The organism is Mesorhizobium sp. WSM4842 (assembly GCF_055901575.1).
On sequence record NZ_CM148372.1, the window covers coordinates 4,827,578 to 4,846,455 of the forward strand.

At 62.0% G+C, this 18,878-nt stretch carries 16 protein-coding genes; 11 read left to right on the forward strand and 5 right to left on the reverse strand.

The features are described 5' to 3' along the window. Positions 1-98 precede the first annotated feature (98 nt). The 11 genes from AC0NIE_RS23495 to AC0NIE_RS23545 all read left to right on the forward strand — a co-directional run bounded on the left by AC0NIE_RS23495 (position 99) and on the right by AC0NIE_RS23545 (position 12,900). Complete coding sequence (locus AC0NIE_RS23495) at positions 99-1,187, forward strand: ABC transporter ATP-binding protein (protein WP_192360645.1); 1,089 nt, start codon at positions 99-101, stop codon at positions 1,185-1,187. A gap of 36 nt (positions 1,188-1,223) precedes the next feature. After that, the gene (locus AC0NIE_RS23500) at positions 1,224-2,549 is read left to right on the forward strand and encodes an ABC transporter substrate-binding protein (protein WP_123149946.1); all 1,326 of its coding nucleotides are present in this window, start codon (positions 1,224-1,226) and stop codon (positions 2,547-2,549) included. A 205-nt stretch (positions 2,550-2,754) separates the two neighbouring features. After that, positions 2,755-3,606: a carbohydrate ABC transporter permease gene (locus AC0NIE_RS23505; protein WP_374120408.1), complete on the forward strand. Its 852-nt coding sequence runs from the start codon at positions 2,755-2,757 to the stop codon at positions 3,604-3,606. Position 3,607: 1 nt separating this feature from the next. Continuing rightward, entirely contained in the window at positions 3,608-4,501 is an 894-nt protein-coding gene (locus AC0NIE_RS23510; RefSeq protein ID WP_095491989.1) for a carbohydrate ABC transporter permease, read from the forward strand. A gap of 403 nt (positions 4,502-4,904) precedes the next feature. Then, on the forward strand, positions 4,905-5,648 hold the full coding sequence (locus AC0NIE_RS23515) for a competence/damage-inducible protein A (RefSeq protein ID WP_473487951.1): 744 nt from the start codon (positions 4,905-4,907) through the stop codon (positions 5,646-5,648). Positions 5,649-5,850: 202 nt separating this feature from the next. After that, the gene (locus AC0NIE_RS23520) at positions 5,851-6,684 is read left to right on the forward strand and encodes a universal stress protein (RefSeq protein WP_473487950.1); all 834 of its coding nucleotides are present in this window, start codon (positions 5,851-5,853) and stop codon (positions 6,682-6,684) included. 133 nt (positions 6,685-6,817) lie between these two features. Continuing rightward, the gene (gene gpt / locus AC0NIE_RS23525; RefSeq protein ID WP_023798205.1) at positions 6,818-7,318 is read left to right on the forward strand and encodes a xanthine phosphoribosyltransferase; all 501 of its coding nucleotides are present in this window, start codon (positions 6,818-6,820) and stop codon (positions 7,316-7,318) included. 196 nt (positions 7,319-7,514) lie between these two features. Further along, entirely contained in the window at positions 7,515-8,003 is a 489-nt protein-coding gene (locus tag AC0NIE_RS23530) for an NUDIX hydrolase (RefSeq protein ID WP_473487949.1), read from the forward strand. Between the two features lie 707 nt (positions 8,004-8,710). Further along, entirely contained in the window at positions 8,711-12,478 is a 3,768-nt protein-coding gene (locus AC0NIE_RS23535; protein WP_473487948.1) for a vitamin B12-dependent ribonucleotide reductase, read from the forward strand. A gap of 130 nt (positions 12,479-12,608) precedes the next feature. Further along, the gene (locus AC0NIE_RS23540) at positions 12,609-12,686 is read left to right on the forward strand and encodes a type II toxin-antitoxin system HicA family toxin (RefSeq protein ID WP_245265364.1); all 78 of its coding nucleotides are present in this window, start codon (positions 12,609-12,611) and stop codon (positions 12,684-12,686) included. A gap of 4 nt (positions 12,687-12,690) precedes the next feature. Then, complete coding sequence (locus AC0NIE_RS23545; protein ID WP_473487947.1) at positions 12,691-12,900, forward strand: type II toxin-antitoxin system HicB family antitoxin; 210 nt, start codon at positions 12,691-12,693, stop codon at positions 12,898-12,900. A 322-nt stretch (positions 12,901-13,222) separates the two neighbouring features. Here the strand turns inward: AC0NIE_RS23545 and AC0NIE_RS23550 are convergent, their stop codons facing one another. The 5 genes from AC0NIE_RS23550 to AC0NIE_RS23570 form a co-directional block, all read right to left on the reverse strand. After that, complete coding sequence (locus AC0NIE_RS23550; protein WP_473487946.1) at positions 13,223-15,421, reverse strand: esterase-like activity of phytase family protein; 2,199 nt, start codon at positions 15,419-15,421, stop codon at positions 13,223-13,225. A gap of 205 nt (positions 15,422-15,626) precedes the next feature. Continuing rightward, a complete protein-coding gene (locus tag AC0NIE_RS23555; RefSeq protein ID WP_473487945.1) occupies positions 15,627-16,640 on the reverse strand; it encodes a glycoside hydrolase family 25 protein in 1,014 nt (337 codons plus the stop codon). A gap of 220 nt (positions 16,641-16,860) precedes the next feature. Continuing rightward, positions 16,861-17,091: a hypothetical protein gene (locus AC0NIE_RS23560; protein ID WP_473487944.1), complete on the reverse strand. Its 231-nt coding sequence runs from the start codon at positions 17,089-17,091 to the stop codon at positions 16,861-16,863. A gap of 168 nt (positions 17,092-17,259) precedes the next feature. Continuing rightward, positions 17,260-17,658, reverse strand: a complete 399-nt coding sequence (locus tag AC0NIE_RS23565) for a GFA family protein (protein ID WP_473487943.1) — start codon at positions 17,656-17,658, stop codon at positions 17,260-17,262. Between the two features lie 246 nt (positions 17,659-17,904). Beyond that, positions 17,905-18,861 carry an alpha/beta fold hydrolase gene (locus tag AC0NIE_RS23570; RefSeq protein WP_473487942.1) on the reverse strand — a complete coding sequence of 319 codons (957 nt, stop codon included), beginning with the start codon at positions 18,859-18,861 and terminating at the stop codon, positions 17,905-17,907. Between the last annotated feature and the right edge of the window lie 17 nt (positions 18,862-18,878).

The window sequence follows — 18,878 nt, forward strand, 5'->3', positions numbered from 1 at the left end:
CATCGCGCGTGACCAGGGAGGAACTTGGGAGCTGCCGCGGCCAGTTAGGAAAGCGGTTTCCTTCGAAGACGTCGCAGGAAGCATTCGGGAGGAAATCGATGGCGTCTGTCGCAATTGGCGATGTCTACAAATCATTCGGAACCGTCGAGATTCTGCACGGCGTCAGCGTCGACATAGATGACGGCGAATTCGTCACGCTGGTAGGTCCGTCGGGCTGCGGAAAATCGACCCTTCTCAGGATGATCGCCGGCCTGGAAAAGATTTCGCGCGGCCAGATCGCGATTGGCGAGCGTGTCGTCAACAATGTTGCGCCAAAAGAACGCGACGTCGCCATGGTCTTCCAGAACTACGCGCTCTACCCGCACATGACCGTCGCCGAGAACATGGCGTTCTCGCTCATGCTTAAGGGTGTTTCGAAAGCCGAAAGCGCTGCCAGCGTTAAGCGCGCCGCCGAAATCCTGGGGCTGGTGCCATTGCTGGAGCGCTATCCCCGGCAGCTTTCCGGCGGCCAGCGCCAGCGCGTCGCCATGGGCCGGGCGATCGTGCGTGATCCGGCGGTCTTCCTGTTCGACGAGCCGCTGTCCAATCTCGACGCCAAGCTCAGGGTGCAGATGCGCGCCGAGATCAAGGAACTGCACCAGCGGCTGAAGACCACGACGGTCTATGTCACCCACGACCAGATCGAGGCGATGACCATGGCCGACAAGATCGTGGTCATGCATGACGGCATCGTCGAGCAGATCGGGCCGCCATTGGAACTCTACGACCGGCCGAACAATCTCTTCGTCGCCAGCTTTATCGGCTCGCCCGCCATGAACATGCTGAGGGGCGAAATCGCAACTGATGGCGGCTCACCGTCTTTTCGCGGCTCCGGCGGAATTTCCCTGCCGCTGGCCGCAGTACCTTCGATCGGCAGCGGCGAACAGGTGGTGCTGGGGATACGGCCCGAGCATCTGCAGCTGTCCGATGACCAGGGTATTCCGGTCACCGTCGCGGTGGTCGAGCCGACCGGATCGGAAGTGCAGCTCATCGGCCGGACGGCCGGCGGCGAAGAGATCGTCGCCAATTTCCGCGAGCGCCATTCCTTCACGCCGGGCGAGACCGTACGGCTTACGGCCGAGCCCGGCCTCATCCATCTTTTTCATGGCGAAACCGGGCAGCGCTTCGACATGCGCACCCGGCAGTAAGAACCACGGCAAGGACATAAACAGGAGGAGACGAGCATGAAATTCACCAGACGTGACGTGATCCGCACGACCGCCGGCGTGGCGGCGGGAGCCTTGGGAAGCCGGTTCGTCGGCTCTTCCGCCTTTGCCCAGGAGGGGTTGACATACAAGCCCGAGGACGGCGCAAAGCTGCGGATGCTGCGCTGGTCGCCCTTCGTACAGGGCGATGAGGATCAATGGCTGGCCAACACCAAGCGGTTCACCGAGGCGACAGGCGTCGAGGTCCGCGTCGACAAGGAAAGCTGGGAGGACATCCGCCCCAAGGCGGCGGTCGCCGCCAATGTCGGCTCCGGCCCAGATCTCATGTTGGTCTGGTTCGACGACCCGCATCAGTACCCCGACAAGCTGCACGACGTGACGGAACTGGGTGAGTATCTCGGCACGAAATACGGCGGCTGGCACGACGGACCAAAGCAATATGCGACGCGGGAGGGGAAATTCCTCGGCCTGCCCCTGGCCACCATCGGCAATGCCATCGTCTATCGGGAAAGCTGGGTGAAGGAGGCTGGCTTCTCGGAGTTTCCGAAGGACACGGCGAGCTTCCTCGAGCTTTGCAAGGCCTTGCAGGCGAAGGGCCATCCGGCCGGTTTCACGCACGGCCATGGCGTCGGCGACGGCAACAACTATGCTCACTGGCTGCTGTGGAGCCATGGCGGCCAGATGGTCGACGAGAGCGGAAAGGTGACGATCAACAGCCCCGAGACGCTCAAGGCGATCGAATACGCGCAGGAACTCTACAAGACCTTTATCCCCGGCACCGAAAGCTGGCTCGACGTGAACAACAACCGCGCCTTCCTGGCCGGCGAACTCAGCGTCATCGCCAACGGCATTTCCGTGTATAACACGGCCAAGACCAACAAGGACAATGATCCGAAACTGGCTGAAATCGCCAAGGACATGCGCACGACCAGCCTGCCGATCGGTCCTGTCGGAAAATCCGTCGAGCTGTTCCAGGTGACCACGGCCGTGATCTTCGACTACACGCCCTACCCCAACGCGGCCAAGGCCTATCTGCAGTTCATGTTCGAGGAACAGCAAATGGCAGAGTGGATCACCTCCTCGGCCGGCTATTGCTGCCAGACACTCAAAGCCTTCGAGAACAATCCTGTGTGGACGGCCGACCCGAACAACGCCGCTTACGCCAAAGCCTCGGCGACGCTGCGTCCCAACGGTTATGCCGGGCCGCTCGGCTACGCTTCGGCGGCGACCATGGCCGACTATGTCCTGGTCGACATGTTCGCCAAGGCGGTGACCGGCCAGGCGACGGCGCAGGAGGCGATGGAAGAGGCGGAGAAACGCGCCAACCGGTACTATCGCGTTTGATCACAGCCGAGCCGGGCAGCCGCGACCGCGCTGCCCGGTCTGGTTCCTGAAATCGTGTGGCGGCCACTCAGGCCACCATGCCAGCAGACTTATGAGGAGCCGTCCTATGGCCGTGTCGTCCGCTGCCGTTCAGCCGCGTCCGTCGATCCTGTCGCGGAGCCTGTCGCTCCTGGCCGACAGCCGGAACGCGCTTGGCTTCGGCTTCATGCTGCCGGCGGCAGCGCTGCTGCTGGTCTTCCTCACCTATCCGCTGGGGCTCGGCATCTGGCTCGGCTTTACGGATGCCCGAATCGGCCGCCCCGGTATCTTCATAGGCATCGAAAACTACCAATATTTGTCGGATGACGCGGTCTTCTGGCTCTCCGTCTTCAACACCTTGCTCTACACGATAAGCGCCTCGATCCTGAAGTTCGCGCTCGGCCTCTGGCTGGCGCTTATCCTCAATCAGAACCTTCCCTTCAAATCGTTCTTCCGCGCGATCGTCCTTCTGCCGTGGGTGGTGCCGACGGTGCTGTCGGCCATCGCCTTCTGGTGGATATACGATTCGCAGTTCTCCATCCTGTCCTGGGCGCTTATGGAAATGGGCCTGATCGACCATCGGATCAATTTCCTCGGCGATCCGGTGAACGCGCGCGCTTCGGTCATCGCCGCCAATATCTGGCGCGGCATCCCGTTCGTGGCGATCACGCTGCTGGCCGGCTTGCAGACGATTCCGCAGTCGCTTTATGAGGCCGCCACGCTCGACGGCGCCAGCCGCTGGCAACTGTTCCGTTTTGTGACGCTGCCGCTGCTGACGCCGATCATCGCCATCACCATGACGTTCTCGGTGCTGTTCACCTTCACCGATTTCCAGCTGATCTATGTGCTGACCCGCGGCGGACCGGTCAATGCCACCCATTTGATGGCGACATTGTCGTTTCAGCGCGGCATTTCGGGAGGCCAGCTTGGCGAGGGCGCCGCCATCGCGGTCGCCATGATCCCGTTCCTGCTTGCGGCGATCCTGTTCAGCTATTTCGGCCTGCAACGCCGCAAATGGCAGCAAGGCGGCGGAGACTGACATGGCCACGATAAAAAAAACGAAACGTCCGGAACTCGACGAAGGCGGCATGGGCTACCTTCAGAGCCTGCCGCGGCGCGTGGTGACGGTCTATCTGCCGTTACTGGTGTTCGTCATCGTGCTGTTGTTCCCGTTCTACTGGATGACGATCACGGCGATTAAGCCCAATCTCGAGATGACCGACTACGCCAATTTCAATCCGTTATGGGTCGTGCATCCGACATTCGAGCACATCCGCTATCTCTTGTTCGACACGTCCTATCCGGGCTGGCTGCTCAACACGATCATCATCTCAACTGCCGCCACTTTCCTGTCGCTGCTGGCTGCGGTGTTCGCGGCCTATGCGATCGAACGGCTGAGGTTTTCGGGGGCGCGGCAGGTCGGGCTCGCGATCTTCCTCGCCTATCTCGTGCCGCCGTCGATCCTGTTCATCCCGCTGTCGGTGATGGTGTTCAACCTTGGGCTCTACGACACACCCTTCGCGCTCATTCTTACTTACCCGACTTTCCTGGTACCCTTCTGCACGTGGCTGCTGATGGGTTACTTCCGCTCCATCCCGTTCGAACTGGAAGAATGCGCGCTCATTGACGGGGCGAGCCGGTGGCAGATCCTCACCAAGATCGTGCTGCCGCTGTCGGTGCCCGGCCTGATTTCCGCCGGCATATTCGCATTCACCCTGTCATGGAACGAATTCATCTATGCCCTGACGTTCATCCAGTCGTCCGAAAACAAGACTGTGCCGGTCGGGGTGCTCACGGAGCTTGTCCGCTCCGACGTCTATGAATGGGGAGCGCTGATGGCCGGAGCCCTGATCGGCTCGCTGCCGGTGGTCGTGCTTTATTCGTTCTTTGTCGAGCACTACGTTTCCTCGATGACCGGTGCGGTGAAGGAATAGCGCCTGTGACAGTCTCGCGGTCGGCGATGCGCCTGAAGGCATTGACGCGTTCCTGCTAGGCTGCGGCAGCCAGCGCAATCTCTTCAGACAAAAGCAGGTGCTCGGCCAATTGTCGAAGTCGGCGCCGCCCCTCATCCGCCTGCCGGCACCTTCTCCCCGTATAGTGACGGGGAGAAGGTGCTGGCCGCAATCTCGGCACCCCCTACTGCAACCCTGGAGATTGGCGAAATCCTTTGCGAAGGCGTCTTTCTCCCCGTCACTATACGGGGAGAAATGCCCGGCAGGGCAATGAGGGGCGAAGCCGACCTGATGCGATTGCTCTGCTGCAGCAGCGTTATCAATACGGGCATTGCCGCCAACCATCCGCCGCGTTATCTCAACTGACTTTTTGCCGGAGCCTCCCATGCCTGAAATCGTCACCGCCGCCATGCTGGTCATCGGCGACGAGATTCTGTCCGGCCGCACCAAGGACAAGAATATCGGCCACCTCGCCGATATCATGACGGTGATCGGCATCGACCTGAAGGAGGTGCGCATCGTTCCCGACGAGGAAGACGAGATCGTCGCCGCAGTAAATGCCCTGCGTGCCCGCTATACCTACGTCTTCACGACCGGCGGCATCGGTCCGACGCATGACGACATCACCGCGGATGCCATTGCCAAGGCCTTCGGCGTGCCTTGCGAATACGACGCCAAGGCCCATGCCATGCTGGAAGCGAGCTACGCCGCGCGCGGCATCGAATATACCGAGGCGCGCAAGCGCATGGCGCGGATGCCGCGCGGTGCCGACCATATCGACAATCCTGTGTCCATCGCGCCCGGCTTCCGCATCGGCAACGTCCATGTCATGGCCGGCGTGCCGGCGATTTTCCAGGCCATGCTCGACAATGTGGTGCCGACGCTGAAGGCCGGCACCAAAATGCTGTCGGCCACGGTGCACTGTCCGTTCGGCGAAGGCCTGGTCGGCGGACCGCTGGGTGACATCCAGAGGGCGCATCCGGATACGATTATCGGCTCCTACCCGAAATATGGCGACGGCAAGTTCTGGACCGAGCTGGTCGTTCGTGCCCGCAGCCAGGACGCGCTGGACGCCGCCCGCGCCGATGTCGAGGCGATGGTCGCAGGCCTCACCAGCGCGGCCAGCTGATCTAAAGCGCATCGCGTCTGAAAGGATTCATTCGACGCGCTTTAGGTTCTTGTTTTTATGCATGTCGTTATCCCAACCGCTGCGCACCCTCGGTTCAAGCCCGAGGGCATGCCTTTGGGCGACATGCATTAGCCGGAACCAAGCGTGGTGCTGTAACGTTTCATGCGGGCGAGTTTCGATCGCCGTAAAATGAGGGGTTACCATGCGATTCAAGACCATCGTCGCCATACTGCAGAACGAACAGGACGCGGAGCGCGTGCTCGAATGCGCCATTCCGCTTGCCGACAGGTTCGAGAGCCATCTCATCGGCATTCATGCCGAAGCGCTTCCCGTCCCCTACACCTCGGCGACCGGCTTTCCCGACACCGAATTCCTGCAGGTTTCGGCCGACATGAACAAGGAGCGTGCCGAAAAATTGCGGGCGGTCTTCCTCAGGCATATCGAGGATTCCGGCCTGTCCTTCGAGTGGCGCAGTCTCGAGAGCTTTTCCGGAGACAGCGCGCTGACCGGCATCCCAACCGTCCGCACTGCGGACCTGATCATCGCCGCGCAGCGCGAGTCGGGCGGCGATCCGAGCGCCGATGTCGACACGCTGGTCTATGACGCCGGCCGGCCGGTGCTGGTCGTGCCGCACTCAGGCCCACTCATCACCAGCTTCAAGCACGTGCTGCTTGCCTGGAACGGCAGCAAGGAAGCCGCGCGCGCCGCCTTCGACGCCCTGCCCTTCATCACCGAGGCCGAGAAGACCGATATTGTCGTCATCGACCCGCCGGATACGCTCGACGAGGCCCCTGAGGCGGCCGGCGCCGAAATCGCCGCCGCCCTGTCCAGGCACGGCGCCACCGTCAGCGTCTCGGTGCTGCAATCGGGCGGCCACTCGGTCGACGAGGTGATCCAGACCAGGGTCGCCGAAACCGGCGCCGACCTGCTCGTACTTGGCGCCTACAGCCATTCCTGGCTGCGCCAGCTGCTGTTCGGCGGGGTCACCCGCACGGTGCTGCGCACCCTGCCCGTGGCAGCTTTCCTGTCACGGTAAGTCCACAAGGACCAGGTCCACAGGGATCGCCTGCCGCCGCCCTTGCCAAGGCCAAGGCTTTCCAGTTAATTCCGCACGCATTCCTTCAAGTGTCTGCGCGCGGTTTTTCGCGCGCTGCGGAGTGCGCAGAAAAATGTCCCTTCCCGAAAAGGCCTTTCCCGTTTCCTGGGATCAGTTCCACCGCGACGCGCGTGCACTCGCCTGGCGGCTTGCCGGCGCCAACAAAGGCCAATGGAAAGCGATCGTCTGCATCACGCGCGGCGGCCTGGTTCCGGCCGCTATCATCTCGCGTGAACTCGGCATCCGGGTTATTGAGACGGTTTGCGTCGCCTCCTATCACGACTACGCCAGCCAGGGGCAGCTGCAGGTGCTGAAGGAGGTCACGCCGGCACTGCTCGCCGATGACGGCGCCGGCGTGCTGATCATCGACGACCTCACCGACACCGGCAAGACCGCGGGCATCGTGCGCGCCATGATGCCCAAGGCGCATTTCGCCACCGTCTACGCCAAGCCGAAAGGCAGGCCGCTGGTCGACACCTTCGTCACTGAAGTCAGCCAGGACACCTGGATCTATTTTCCGTGGGATATGGGCTTCACCTACCAGAAGCCGATCGCTGACGACCACGCCGGCTGATTCGCGCAAGCCGTTCCTTCGGAGAGCACCGGCGAGCACTTCTTGAAAGAGCGCCGCAGCGCACGATATTTCCTGAATCGACGCCTGGTGGCGTGGTTAACCCGTTCGTATGAGGTTTTTTACTTTTATTGCTTATGATTAGCCGTAAGATTCACGAGACGGCAAGTGATTCTGGAGGCTGGGGCAAGCTTCTCCGATGTTGACGACGCCAGTAACGCACAACCATTTGGCCGAAAGGGTCCAGCGGCTCTTCGGCACAGCGCCGTGCCGCCTGCAGGTTGCAGCATTGCCCTGGCGCGATACCGGGCATGGCGTCGAGATCATGCTGATCACCAGCCGCGATACCGGCCGCTGGGTGCTTCCCAAGGGCTGGCCTGAGGCCAAGGAACTGCTTTGCGAAGCGGCGGCGCGCGAGGCCGGCGAGGAAGCCGGACTGCGCGGCACGGTCTCCCACCACGAAGCCGGCCGCTACTTCTATGCCAAGGGATTGGCTTCCGGCGAGGAAGTGCCTTGCGAAGTCCTGGTATTTCCGCTGCAGGTCGACAAGATCGCCGACCGATGGAAGGAAAAGCGGTCGCGCACCCGTAAATGGGTCAGCCCCGCCGAGGCCGTGCGCATGGTCAACGAGCCGGACCTTGGCCAGATCATCGCCTATTTCTGTGCCGACCCGCACCAGTTCTCCTGAGCAAGCATAGGCGCACCGGCCAAAGCCGCGCACCTGCCGCGCATCACCGGCGATGTTGTTTGGCGAAGAGAATCGATTTGGCCACTCCAGCTTTGGCATGCGTTGTCGCGGCCGATTGCCCGCGCGTGGGCAAATCGAAATTCCCTGGGCCACTTTCTATCCCCGTTATCCACATATGTGACACACAAGATGTTGGGGTCACAAAAGCGGCACAAACGAATCCTTGACGGCGCAAAACGAGTCGCCTTTTATAGGCGATGCGCTCCTGTTGAGAGTGCGACCGGAAAGTTCTGAGCCCGGTCTTTTTCCCGGATTATGTGCGTTTTGGCCGCATTTCCGCCTGTTTACGAGGCCGGCGGAAGCGTTGGGATTGTGGGGTCTTTGGGGACGAAAGGGAAAAGTGTCGGACTGGAATAAATTGTCTGTTAACACTATATTTAGTGTTTGCAGGTAGGTTCGGCGCTAGATAGTGTGAGCTTCCCTCGATTGAGGGAATCGAAAAAACTTCAGTTTTGAGGGACCCGCAGGGTTCGCCAGCGCGTTGGACGGCTACTTCGCAAGGAGTTCGACCAGCAGGGCGGGCGGAGCCTGTGAAAAGGAGCCGGCCGTTTTCGAACGCCGGCAGACGGCGGACATGCGCGTTTCGCAATGGGGCAGAAATCCCCCGGGAAATGCGCTATATGTAGACACACAAAGGGATAGGACCAATGCGCATCGAGCGTCGTTTCACCAAGCAAGGGCAGTCGGCTTATGCGGAGATCGAATTCCGCAAGGCGCTTTCGGAGATCAAGAATCCGGATGGCTCGGTGGTGTTCCGCTTGGACAACATCGATGTGCCGGCGCAGTTCAGCCAGGTTGCCGCCGACATCCTGGCGCAGAAATACTTCCGCAAGGCCGGTGTGCCGGCGCGGCTGAAGAGGGTCGAGGAGAATGACGTCCCCTCCTTCTTGTGGCGCTCCGTCGCCGACGAGGCCGAACTGGCAAAACTGCCCGAGGCTGAGCGCTACGGCTCCGAGATCGACGCCCGCCAGGTCTTCGACCGCCTCGCCGGCACTTGGACCTATTGGGGCTGGAAGGGCGGCTACTTCAAGTCGGAGGAAGACGCGCGCGCCTTCCGCGACGAGCTCGCCTATATGCTGGCCACCCAGCGCGTCGCGCCGAACTCGCCGCAATGGTTCAACACCGGCCTGCACTGGGCCTATGGCATCGACGGCCCGAGCCAGGGCCATTTCTATGTCGACCCGTTCACCGGCAAGCTGACCAAGTCGAAATCTTCCTACGAGCATCCGCAGCCGCATGCCTGCTTCATCCAGGGCGTGCAGGACGATCTCGTCAACGAAGGCGGCATCATGGACCTGTGGGTGCGTGAAGCGCGCCTGTTCAAATACGGCTCCGGCACCGGCTCCAATTTCTCGTTCCTGCGCGGCGAAGGCGAAAAACTGTCCGGCGGCGGCCGCTCGTCCGGCCTGATGAGCTTCCTCAAGATCGGCGACCGCGCGGCGGGCGCCATCAAGTCGGGCGGCACGACGCGCCGCGCCGCAAAGATGGTCATCGTCGACGCCGACCATCCCGATATCGAGGAATTCATCGACTGGAAGGTCAATGAGGAGCAGAAGGTCGCCTCGCTGGTCACCGGCTCGAAGATCGTGAAGAAGCACCTCGAAGCGATCATGAAGGCCTGCATCAACTGCGAAGGCCAGGACGACGATTGCTTCGACCCGGCGATCAACACCGCGCTGAAGCGCGAGATCAAGGCAGCCAAGAAGGACGGCGTGCCGGAGAACTACATCTACCGCGTCATCCAGTTCGCCAAGCAGGGCTACACCTCGATGTCGTTCAAGACCTACGACACCGACTGGGATTCGGACGCCTACCTCACCGTTTCGGGCCAGAACTCCAACAATTCGGTCTCGCTGAAAGACGATTTCCTGCGCGCCGTCGAAGAGGATGCCGACTGGCACCTCACCGCCCGCAAGGACGGCAAGGTGCTGAAGACGCTGAAGGCCCGGGATTTGTGGGAAAAGATCGGCTATGCCGCCTGGGCGTCGGCCGATCCGGGCCTGCACTTCAACACGACGATGAACGACTGGCACACCTGCGCCGCGGCCGGCGCGATCCGGGCGTCTAACCCGTGCTCGGAATACATGTTCCTCGACGACACCGCCTGCAATCTGGCGTCGATCAATCTGCTGCCCTATCGCAACGCGGACGGCAGCATCGATATCGCCGCCTACGAGCACACGGTTCGGCTGTGGACCATGGTGCTGGAAATTTCCGTCATGATGGCGCAGTTCCCGTCGAAGGAGATCGCCAAGCTCTCCTACGAATACCGCACGCTCGGCCTCGGCTACGCCAATATTGGCGGCCTGCTGATGACATCAGGCATTCCCTATGATTCCGACGAGGGCCGCGCCATCTGCGCAGCACTCACCGCTGTTATGACCGGCACGGCCTATGCCACCTCGGCCGAAATGGCCGCCGAGCTCGGCGCCTTCCCCGATTACGACCGCAATGCGCAGAACATGCTGCGCGTCATGCGCAACCATCGCCGCGCTGCCTGTGGCGACAAGGACGGCTACGAGAAACTCGCCGTCAACCCGGTGCCGCTGGTCGCCTCCGACCTGAAGCAGCCGGAGCTTGCCGCCCACGCCAAGGCTGCCTGGGATCGCGCCATCGAGCTCGGCGAGGAGCATGGCTACCGCAATGCGCAGGCGACGGTGATCGCGCCGACCGGCACGATCGGCCTGGTCATGGATTGCGACACCACCGGCATCGAGCCCGACTTCGCGCTGGTCAAGTTCAAGAAGCTGGCCGGCGGCGGCTATTTCAAGATCATCAACCGCGCCGTTCCGGAAGCGCTGCGCACGCTCGGCTATTCGGAAAGCCAGATCGCCGAGATCGAGGCCTATGCTGTCGGCCACGGCAACGTCAACCAGGCGCCCGCCGTCAACCCCGGCTCGCTCAAGGCAAAGGGTTTTACCGACGACAAGATCGCGGCACTCAACGCAGCGTTGAAATCGGCCTTCGACATCAAGTTCGTCTTCAACCAGTGGACGCTGGGTGCCGACTGGGTGAAGGAGACCTTTGGCTTCACCGACGAGCAGCTCAACGATTTCTCGTTCGAGATGCTGCCGGCGCTCGGCTTCTCGAAGAAGGACATCGAGGCCGCCAACATCCATGTCTGCGGTGCAATGACGCTGGAAGGCGCGCCGTTCCTGAAGGCCGAACACCTGCCCGTGTTCGACTGCGCCAGCCCGTGCGGCAAGATCGGCAAGCGTTCGCTGTCGATCAACAGCCATATCCAGATGATGGCGGCGGCCCAGCCCTTTATCTCCGGCGCCATCTCCAAGACCATCAACATGCCGAACGATGCGACGGTGGAAGACGCCAAGGGCGCCTACATGCTGTCGTGGAAGCTGGCGCTGAAGGCCAACGCGCTCTATCGCGACGGCTCGAAACTTTCCCAGCCGCTCAACGCCTCACTGCTTGCCGACGTCGAAGACGACGAGGACGAGGCCGTCGAGCAGCTGATTGCGGCACCGGCTTCACAGCGCGCCGTGCAGGTGACTGAAAAGATCGTCGAACGCGTCGTCGAACGCCTCTATCGCGACCGCGAAAAGCTGCCGAACCGCCGCAAAGGCTATACCCAGAAAGCGGTCGTCGGCGGCCACAAGGTCTATCTGCGCACCGGCGAATTCGATGACGGTCGTCTTGGCGAAATCTTCATCGACATGCACAAGGAAGGTGCCGCCTTCCGGGCGATGATGAACAACTTCGCCATCGCCATTTCGCTCGGCCTGCAATATGGCGTGCCGCTCGAGGAATATGTCGAAGCCTTCACCTTCACCAAGTTCGAACCTGCCGGCATGGTGCAGGGCAACGACGCCATCAAGAACGCCACGTCGATCCTCGACTATGTGTTCCGCGAACTTGCGGTTTCCTATCTCGAACGCCACGACCTCGCTCATGTCGACCAGTCGGATTTCGACAAGACCGCACTTGGCCGCGGCATCAACGAAGGCAAGGCGACGCCGTTCTCGAAGGGGCTGACGCGCGGCGTCTCGCCGGTCAAACTGGTGTCGGGAATGAGCGCCGACCCTAAGGGGTTTGGCGGTTCAAGTCCCTCTCCCGCCCCCACTCGCTCGGCGCCGACGGCGTTCTCAGGCTCCAATGTGCTGGCGCTGAAGCCGGCCAGCGACGAAGCGATCGCCTATAAGCGTGACTATGAGGAGCGGGCCAGGGAACTGGTCGAGGATATCGTCTACGAGGAAGCCGAAGAGGCTTCGGGCCTGTTCACCGATGCCGCCGCGCAGGAGGCGGCCGAGGCGAAAGCGCTTGCCGCTACAAGGCGTCAGCAATCCTTGATGCAGGGCTACACCGGCAACGAATGCTCGGAATGCCACAATTTTACGATGGTGCGGAACGGCACGTGCGAGAAGTGCGACACTTGCGGGGCTACGAGCGGGTGCAGCTGAGGACCGATGCCACCTCGGCTTACGGTCCGCGAAGTCATTCGCCTGCTGGAAACCGACAGCTGGTATCTGGTTGCAACCAAAGGCAGTCATCGCCAATATTAAGCATGAAATCAAAGCCGGCCGCGTCACGGTGGCCGGCAAGCCGTCTGAAGAGGTTGCACCGGGAACACTGAATAGCATCCTCAAGCAGTCCGGTTTAAAGGAGTGATGACATGCGCTACGCGGTGGTGATCGAAAAAGCCGGAAACAATTTTTCCGCGTACGTGCCGGACCTGCCCGGCTGCATCGCGACCGGCGCGTCGGTTCCTGACGTGGAAACCGAAATTCGCGACGCAATACGCTTTCATATCGAAGGCTTGCATGCCGATGGGCTGGATGTGCCCAAAGGGGTCAGCCTGGCGGAATATGTAGAGGTGCCCTAGCTACGCCGCAACCGATGTGCTGCGGCTTGGGTCTTGTGGAAACGGCCGCGGATGCCACCGACGAAACCAGCCGCAGCGAAGACCTGTCTATGTCCCGTCAGGGAAGACGTCGCGCGCTGGCTAAGCGACCGTGCCACGCCCGGCTTCGCGGAAGTGCCCCCTCACCCGGATTGCCAACCAAATTGCGAAGGGCAATTCGGGGCAATCCGACCTCTCCCCAAGGGGAGAGGAGTTCGCCAGCGTTGATGCCAGCCTCTTCTCCCCAGCGGGGAGAAGGTGGCCGTGAAGCGGACGGATGAGGGGGACGCTCCATATAACACCCTCAGTTCACGGCGCTGATGTTGCCCAAGCGTAAAAACAGCGTTTCGCCGGAAGAATCGTCGACGCCGTCATTGTCGGTGGCGACGAAGATATCGCCGTTCTTGTCGATGGTGAAACCTTCGACCTTGTCGATGACATAGCCGTTGGTGGCTGATTTCAGGTCGCCGACGATGTCGCGCACCAGCGTCTTTTCGACCAACGGCAGTTCGCCACCGAGCTTGGCCGGTTTGAAGGCGTCGAGCGCCACCGAATAGATGCGCTTCACCTTGGCCAGGTCGCCAATCTGGTTGTCGCGTTCGAGGATGTAGAGCTTGCCGTCATGCGCGGTGATCTCCGACAGCCCCATCCAGCCAGCTTCGGTCGCTTCGAGCGGATAGCGCACTGCCGACCATTCCTTGGCCTGCGGCTTGTAGGCCAAAAGCTTGACCTGGCCCTTCGGATCGTCGGCCCATTCGCGCTGCACCGCCATCACCAGCGTCAGGTCGTCGCCCTCGCCAATGGTGGTGATGCCTTCGAGGCCGAAGCGGCTCTGATGAGCGAGCAATTCTGTCGGGAAGCCGATTTCCTGCTTGATCTCGCCCTTGCCGTCGACGCGCAGGATGGCGTGCGGGACGAGCTTTGCCGGATCGCCTTCATTGGCCAGCCAGAAGCCGCCTTCACCGTCGGCGACAATGCCTTCGATATCGAGCTTCTGTGCAGGATGGCCGCCACGCGTGACGATGGTCTTGCCGGTGATCAGCGCCGGCGTCTGCGTGGCATCGACCTCGAAGATCGACGGCGCGTTGGCGTAGAACGAGTCCGAGGCTGCGAAGAGCTTGCCGGCGGTGTCGCCTGCCGCGAGCGCCGAAAGCGCACCCCAGCCCAGCGGCGTGCCGTCTGCCGTGAGCTTTGCCGTGATCATCGGGTAAGTGGCGGGACCCTCGGAGCGCTCGTAGACCATCACGTGCGAGCGGGCGAGCCCGTCCTCGACCAGGTCGGCCTCGTTGGCGGTGACCAGGAGATTGCGCGACGGAATCGCCACCAGGCCTTCCGGGCCGATGCCGGACGGCAGGATCTGCACAAACCGAGGCTCCGCACCCGTGTCCTTGTAGACGCCGACAACGGAGCCACGCTCCGAAGCGACGAAAATCAGTCTGTCCTCGCCGAACGTGCCGGTCTCGAGACCTTCCGGCTCGACGCCCTTCTTGTTGCGGTCGTCGGGATAATGGCCGGCATTGGCGACCTCGTACTCGAAGGACGGACCGGATTCGTAGAGAACCTCGCCCTTCTTGCTGAAGATCGTGAAGCCGCGCGAGCCGCCCTTGTAGTCGCCTTCGTTGGCGACGACGAGACGGTCATTGTCGAGCCATTTCACGGCGTCGGGTTCGCGCGCGACGTTTTCCATTTTGCCATCGAAGGACAAGGCGCCGTTCTTCTTGGTGTCGATCTTGTCCAGCGTGACGGAGCCTGCGGAGAAGTGCTTGACGATCGCACCGGTTTCGGCGTTGACGATGGCGATGTGGTTGTTTTCCTGCAGCGTGACCACTATCTCGCCGGCCTCGTTGAAGGCGACGAATTCCGGCTCCGGATCTTCCGCCGCGACTTCGACAATGCCCGCCAGGTTGACGGTCTTCATTGTCGCGCAATCAGGGTGGCCTTCGGCAAGCGTGAAGATCTTGAGGTCGCCCGCCGGCATCTGCGGAATCTCTCCGTCGTTCAGATCCTCGTCGCGCTCGTTCTCGATGGCGATGGCCAGAAACTTGCCGTCCTTGCTGAACGCCAGTGAGTCCGGCTGGCCGCCGAGGTCGCAGGTGCCTTCGATCGCCTTGGAGGCAAGATCGATGACGGTGAGGTTGCCCGAAGGCTTGGCTTTGCTCTGAGACGTGTTGACGCCGGCCAGCACCTTGCCGCCGATGACCACAACCGAGGTCGGCTCGCCGTCGATCTTGGCGATGCCGCCGGCCTTGGGCGCCTTGGGATCGGCGATGTCGATGAAGCCGACCGCACCGAGCGGGCTATCGGAATAAACCAGCGTCATGCCGTCTTCGCTCGCCGTGATGATCTCGGACGAAGTCGGCGTGGTCTTCTCGACGTCCGCCGGGAGGTTTCCGGCGACCGCGAAGCTCGCGACCCGGTTGAACATCATGTCGGCATGGGCCGGCAGCGAAACGGAGGCAGCAAGCGCTGCCGTCAGGACGAAAAGCGCGGAATGGCGGGGCACGGGTGGCGTCTCCTGTTCGAATGGAAGCCACCTGATTTGCGGGAACCACATTTCAAAGCGATGACGGATCGATGACACTTCCGCGACAGGCGGTCAGGGTCCGTCGATATTCACCTCATGCTGGCCTGCAAATGGCGGCTTTCTGCGGCCGCGATCAGCCCCCACAGGCGCGAACAGCAAGAAGCTCCAGCCCCGGAAGGACGCCCTACTCCGCCTCGGCCACCATCTGCCGCCCACCAACCCAGTTCCGCCAGGCTTCCTCGTCGCCGTGGAACACGTTGAGGTCGATGCGGCCCCTCACCCCGTGCGACAGGCCGGAGCCGGAATACTGCCAGAACACCCATTTGCGGCCGGGATAGACCTTTGCCGGGTGCTGTGCCACCGCGCGCAGCCAGAATGGATAGTCCAGAAATGCGCCACGCAGATTGTCGCGGTAGAAATCGGGCGCGGTGTAGATGATCGGCCGCTGGCCGTAGTGGCGCTCGAGCTTGTCCATGAAGACCTGCATCTTCTCCAGCACCTTCTGCCGCGACGGCCGCCGCTTGCAGCTGGATTCGCCGTTCCACTCGACATCGATCACCGGCGGCAAGGCGCCCTCGACCCTCGGCACGTTGCGGATGAACCAGTCGGCCTGCTCGCCTGCCGTGCGGCACCAGTAGAAGAAGTGATAGGCGCCGCGCTTGAGGCCGGCGGCGTCGGCATTGCGCCAGTTCTTCCTGAACATCGGGTCGAGATGATCGCCGCCGTCGGTCGCCTTGATGTAGGCGAAGTTCGCGCCCTGCGCGCGCAGCTTGCCCCAGTTCACGTTGCCCTGCCAGCGCGAGACGTCGACGCCGTGAACGGCGAGGTGTCTGGGCGAGGCCCTGCCGAAATTGATCGGCTTGGCGTCACGAAAACGATAGCGCTGGACCGGCTCGGCGAGCATCGGTGCTGCCTGTGCCAGCCGCGTCGGCGCCACCAGGGCAATCGGCTCGGCGGGTGGTTCGATGCTTTCCACAGGCTCTGGAGTGGCCATAGCCACAGTCTGCCCCGCCTCTTCCTGCGCGAAGTCGGGTGCCGCATCGGCCGCACCGACCGACGCTACCGGCGCGGGCGGCCGCACAACCGAACTGGTCGTCTCGCTGGACGGCACTTGCAACGCGTCGACGCCGGACGTGGATGTGCAGCCGGCAAGGCACAGAGACGCGAGCACAAAGATGACGACGCCTGAAAACCGCATCTGGACCTGTACGCAGAACACAACAGACCGAGGGCAAGACAACGCCGCCGGACAAACCAGTCCAGATTACTAACGAGAAATTACCAACAAAGTTTGAATCAAATTGTTAGGACGAGAGGGCAAGCAGAATACATGGCTTCATCGCCGCAGCGGTGATTGCTTGGAACGCCGGCAGGACAGAGAGGGCGCGAAGGATCGCCGATGCCTGCAGGCCCGCTGCCTAGCCGCACAGCCATAGCTTATGGCAGCTCTCGGCTACCATGTGAGCGGGCGGTACGAAGCGGTCGGTGTCGGGGCGATCGGTGACGGGATTGACCGGCGCATCATCCCGGCGAACCTTTTCTTCAAGCAGCGAGCGAAGCTCGGCCGGCTGCACGCGGTCGCGCTCCATCACGAGCTTGACCATCGGATCGCTCAAAAGCTCATCCAGGGTGTTGATTCTGTCCTTCATCCGTCGCCTCCTCGACTGCCGACCCGCACGTAATAGATAGGCGGCAATGATGGCTCGCCAATGACGCTTTGCCGGCGATCTCGTGTCCCGGATGAAAAAAAATTGGGCACTCCCTGTGCTTCAGTTCGCCTGTGCTTCGGTTCGCCTGTGCTTCAGTTCGCCTGTGCTTCAGTTCGGGGGTGGGGCGCCTTCATATTGCGGCAGTCCGTCGTCGAGCTGTACCCAGGGCTGCTTCGAGGCGGTCCACATATGCATCTGTGGCTTGAACACGGAAGGATCGTCAAGCGAGCCGGAGGTGACGCCGATGATGCCGGCGGAGTCGCGCCGGGAAAACAACGTCGTGCCGCAGCCCGGGCAAAAGCCGCGCTTGAGATCGGGCGAGGAATTCACCAGCGCCACCGGTCCTTCTGTCGTCACGTCGTCGATGCGGAACAGCACGCGGGCGTTGAAGGCCGCGCCCAACGCCTTCTGGCAAAGCCGGCAATGGCAGACGCGCTCGTTGATCGGTGCAGCATCAGTGCGATAGCGCACCGCCCCGCACAGGCAGCCACCCTGATACCCGGCCATATCTGCACCCCTCATTATCTGCACCCCTCATTATCTGCATCCCTCATTCTGAAGATTGGCGGCAAGGTAGCTGCCGGTATAGCAGCGTCAATTGAAAAGCTTTGATGGCGCCATCTGTTGGCGTGATGCGGCCGGCGGGACTTGCGGTGCGGTTTCAGCAGCCGCTCTGCTGTTCTGGTCAGGCGTGACGTGAAACAAGCGTCGCCGGCCATCTCCGGAGACGGCCGGCAGGCAGTTGTCAGGCGGTCAGTTCGTTTCGCTGACGATCTCGTCCCAGGTCTTGACCTTGGTCTCGCCATTGAGAAAGGGCAGCGCGGCAGCCACCAGTTCCGGCGCGAAGAACACGTCGTAATGGGTGCGGTTCGGCATGATGGCCAAGCGGTTCTGCGACAGGTTCTCGCGCATCCAGCCGGCGTCCTTCAGCCCGCCGCCGAGCATCTGATAGAACTTGATCTCATGCTCGGGCCGGTACATGTCGCTGTCGCCAAAAACCAGCATGACCGGCATCTTCAGCTTCGCCACGTCGGCGGAGTAGTCGTAGTCCTTGCGCATATGGGCGCCCAGTTGATCGAGCAGCTTCGGAAAGTCCTGCGGATGCGGCGCAACCGCCGCGTAGGACTTGTACATCGGCGTGTCCTTCATCATGTCGGCCATCGCCGCGCCGACCTGCGCCTGCTGGGTGCGCATGTCGGCATAGAAGCCGTCCGAGGCATAGCCGGTCGAGACCAGGACCAGCCGGCGCACGGCTTCGGGATGCTGGACGGCCATGCGGAAGGCAACGCCGCCGCCCAGCGAGTAACCGATGACATCGACCTGCTCGTAGCCGAGCGCCTTGACGATCGCCGCCATGTCGTCACCCATCGCCTCCAGGCTGAGCGGCCGGTCGCCGAGCGCGGTGCGGCCGTGACCATGCAGGTCGACGCCGATTACGGTGCGATTTTCGGCAAGCTTCGGCAGAATCGGCGCGAACATGTCGGTCGTGCCGAGCCCACCATGTAGCAGAAGCAGCGGCTCGCCCTGGCCATAGACGGCGTAATAGTAATTCAGGCCGTTGATCGGCAGCAGGCCGGCTTTCGCCGGCTTCGGCATTGCTTTCATTTCGGAGGTCATGGCGGGCTTTGCCTCCTCGGCTTTGGTGGCGCCCGGCGCAGTGAAGAGCGCCGCAGCCGAGGCGAAAATGGCGAAAAACATCGATCTGGACATGTCGGTCTCCTTGCGTC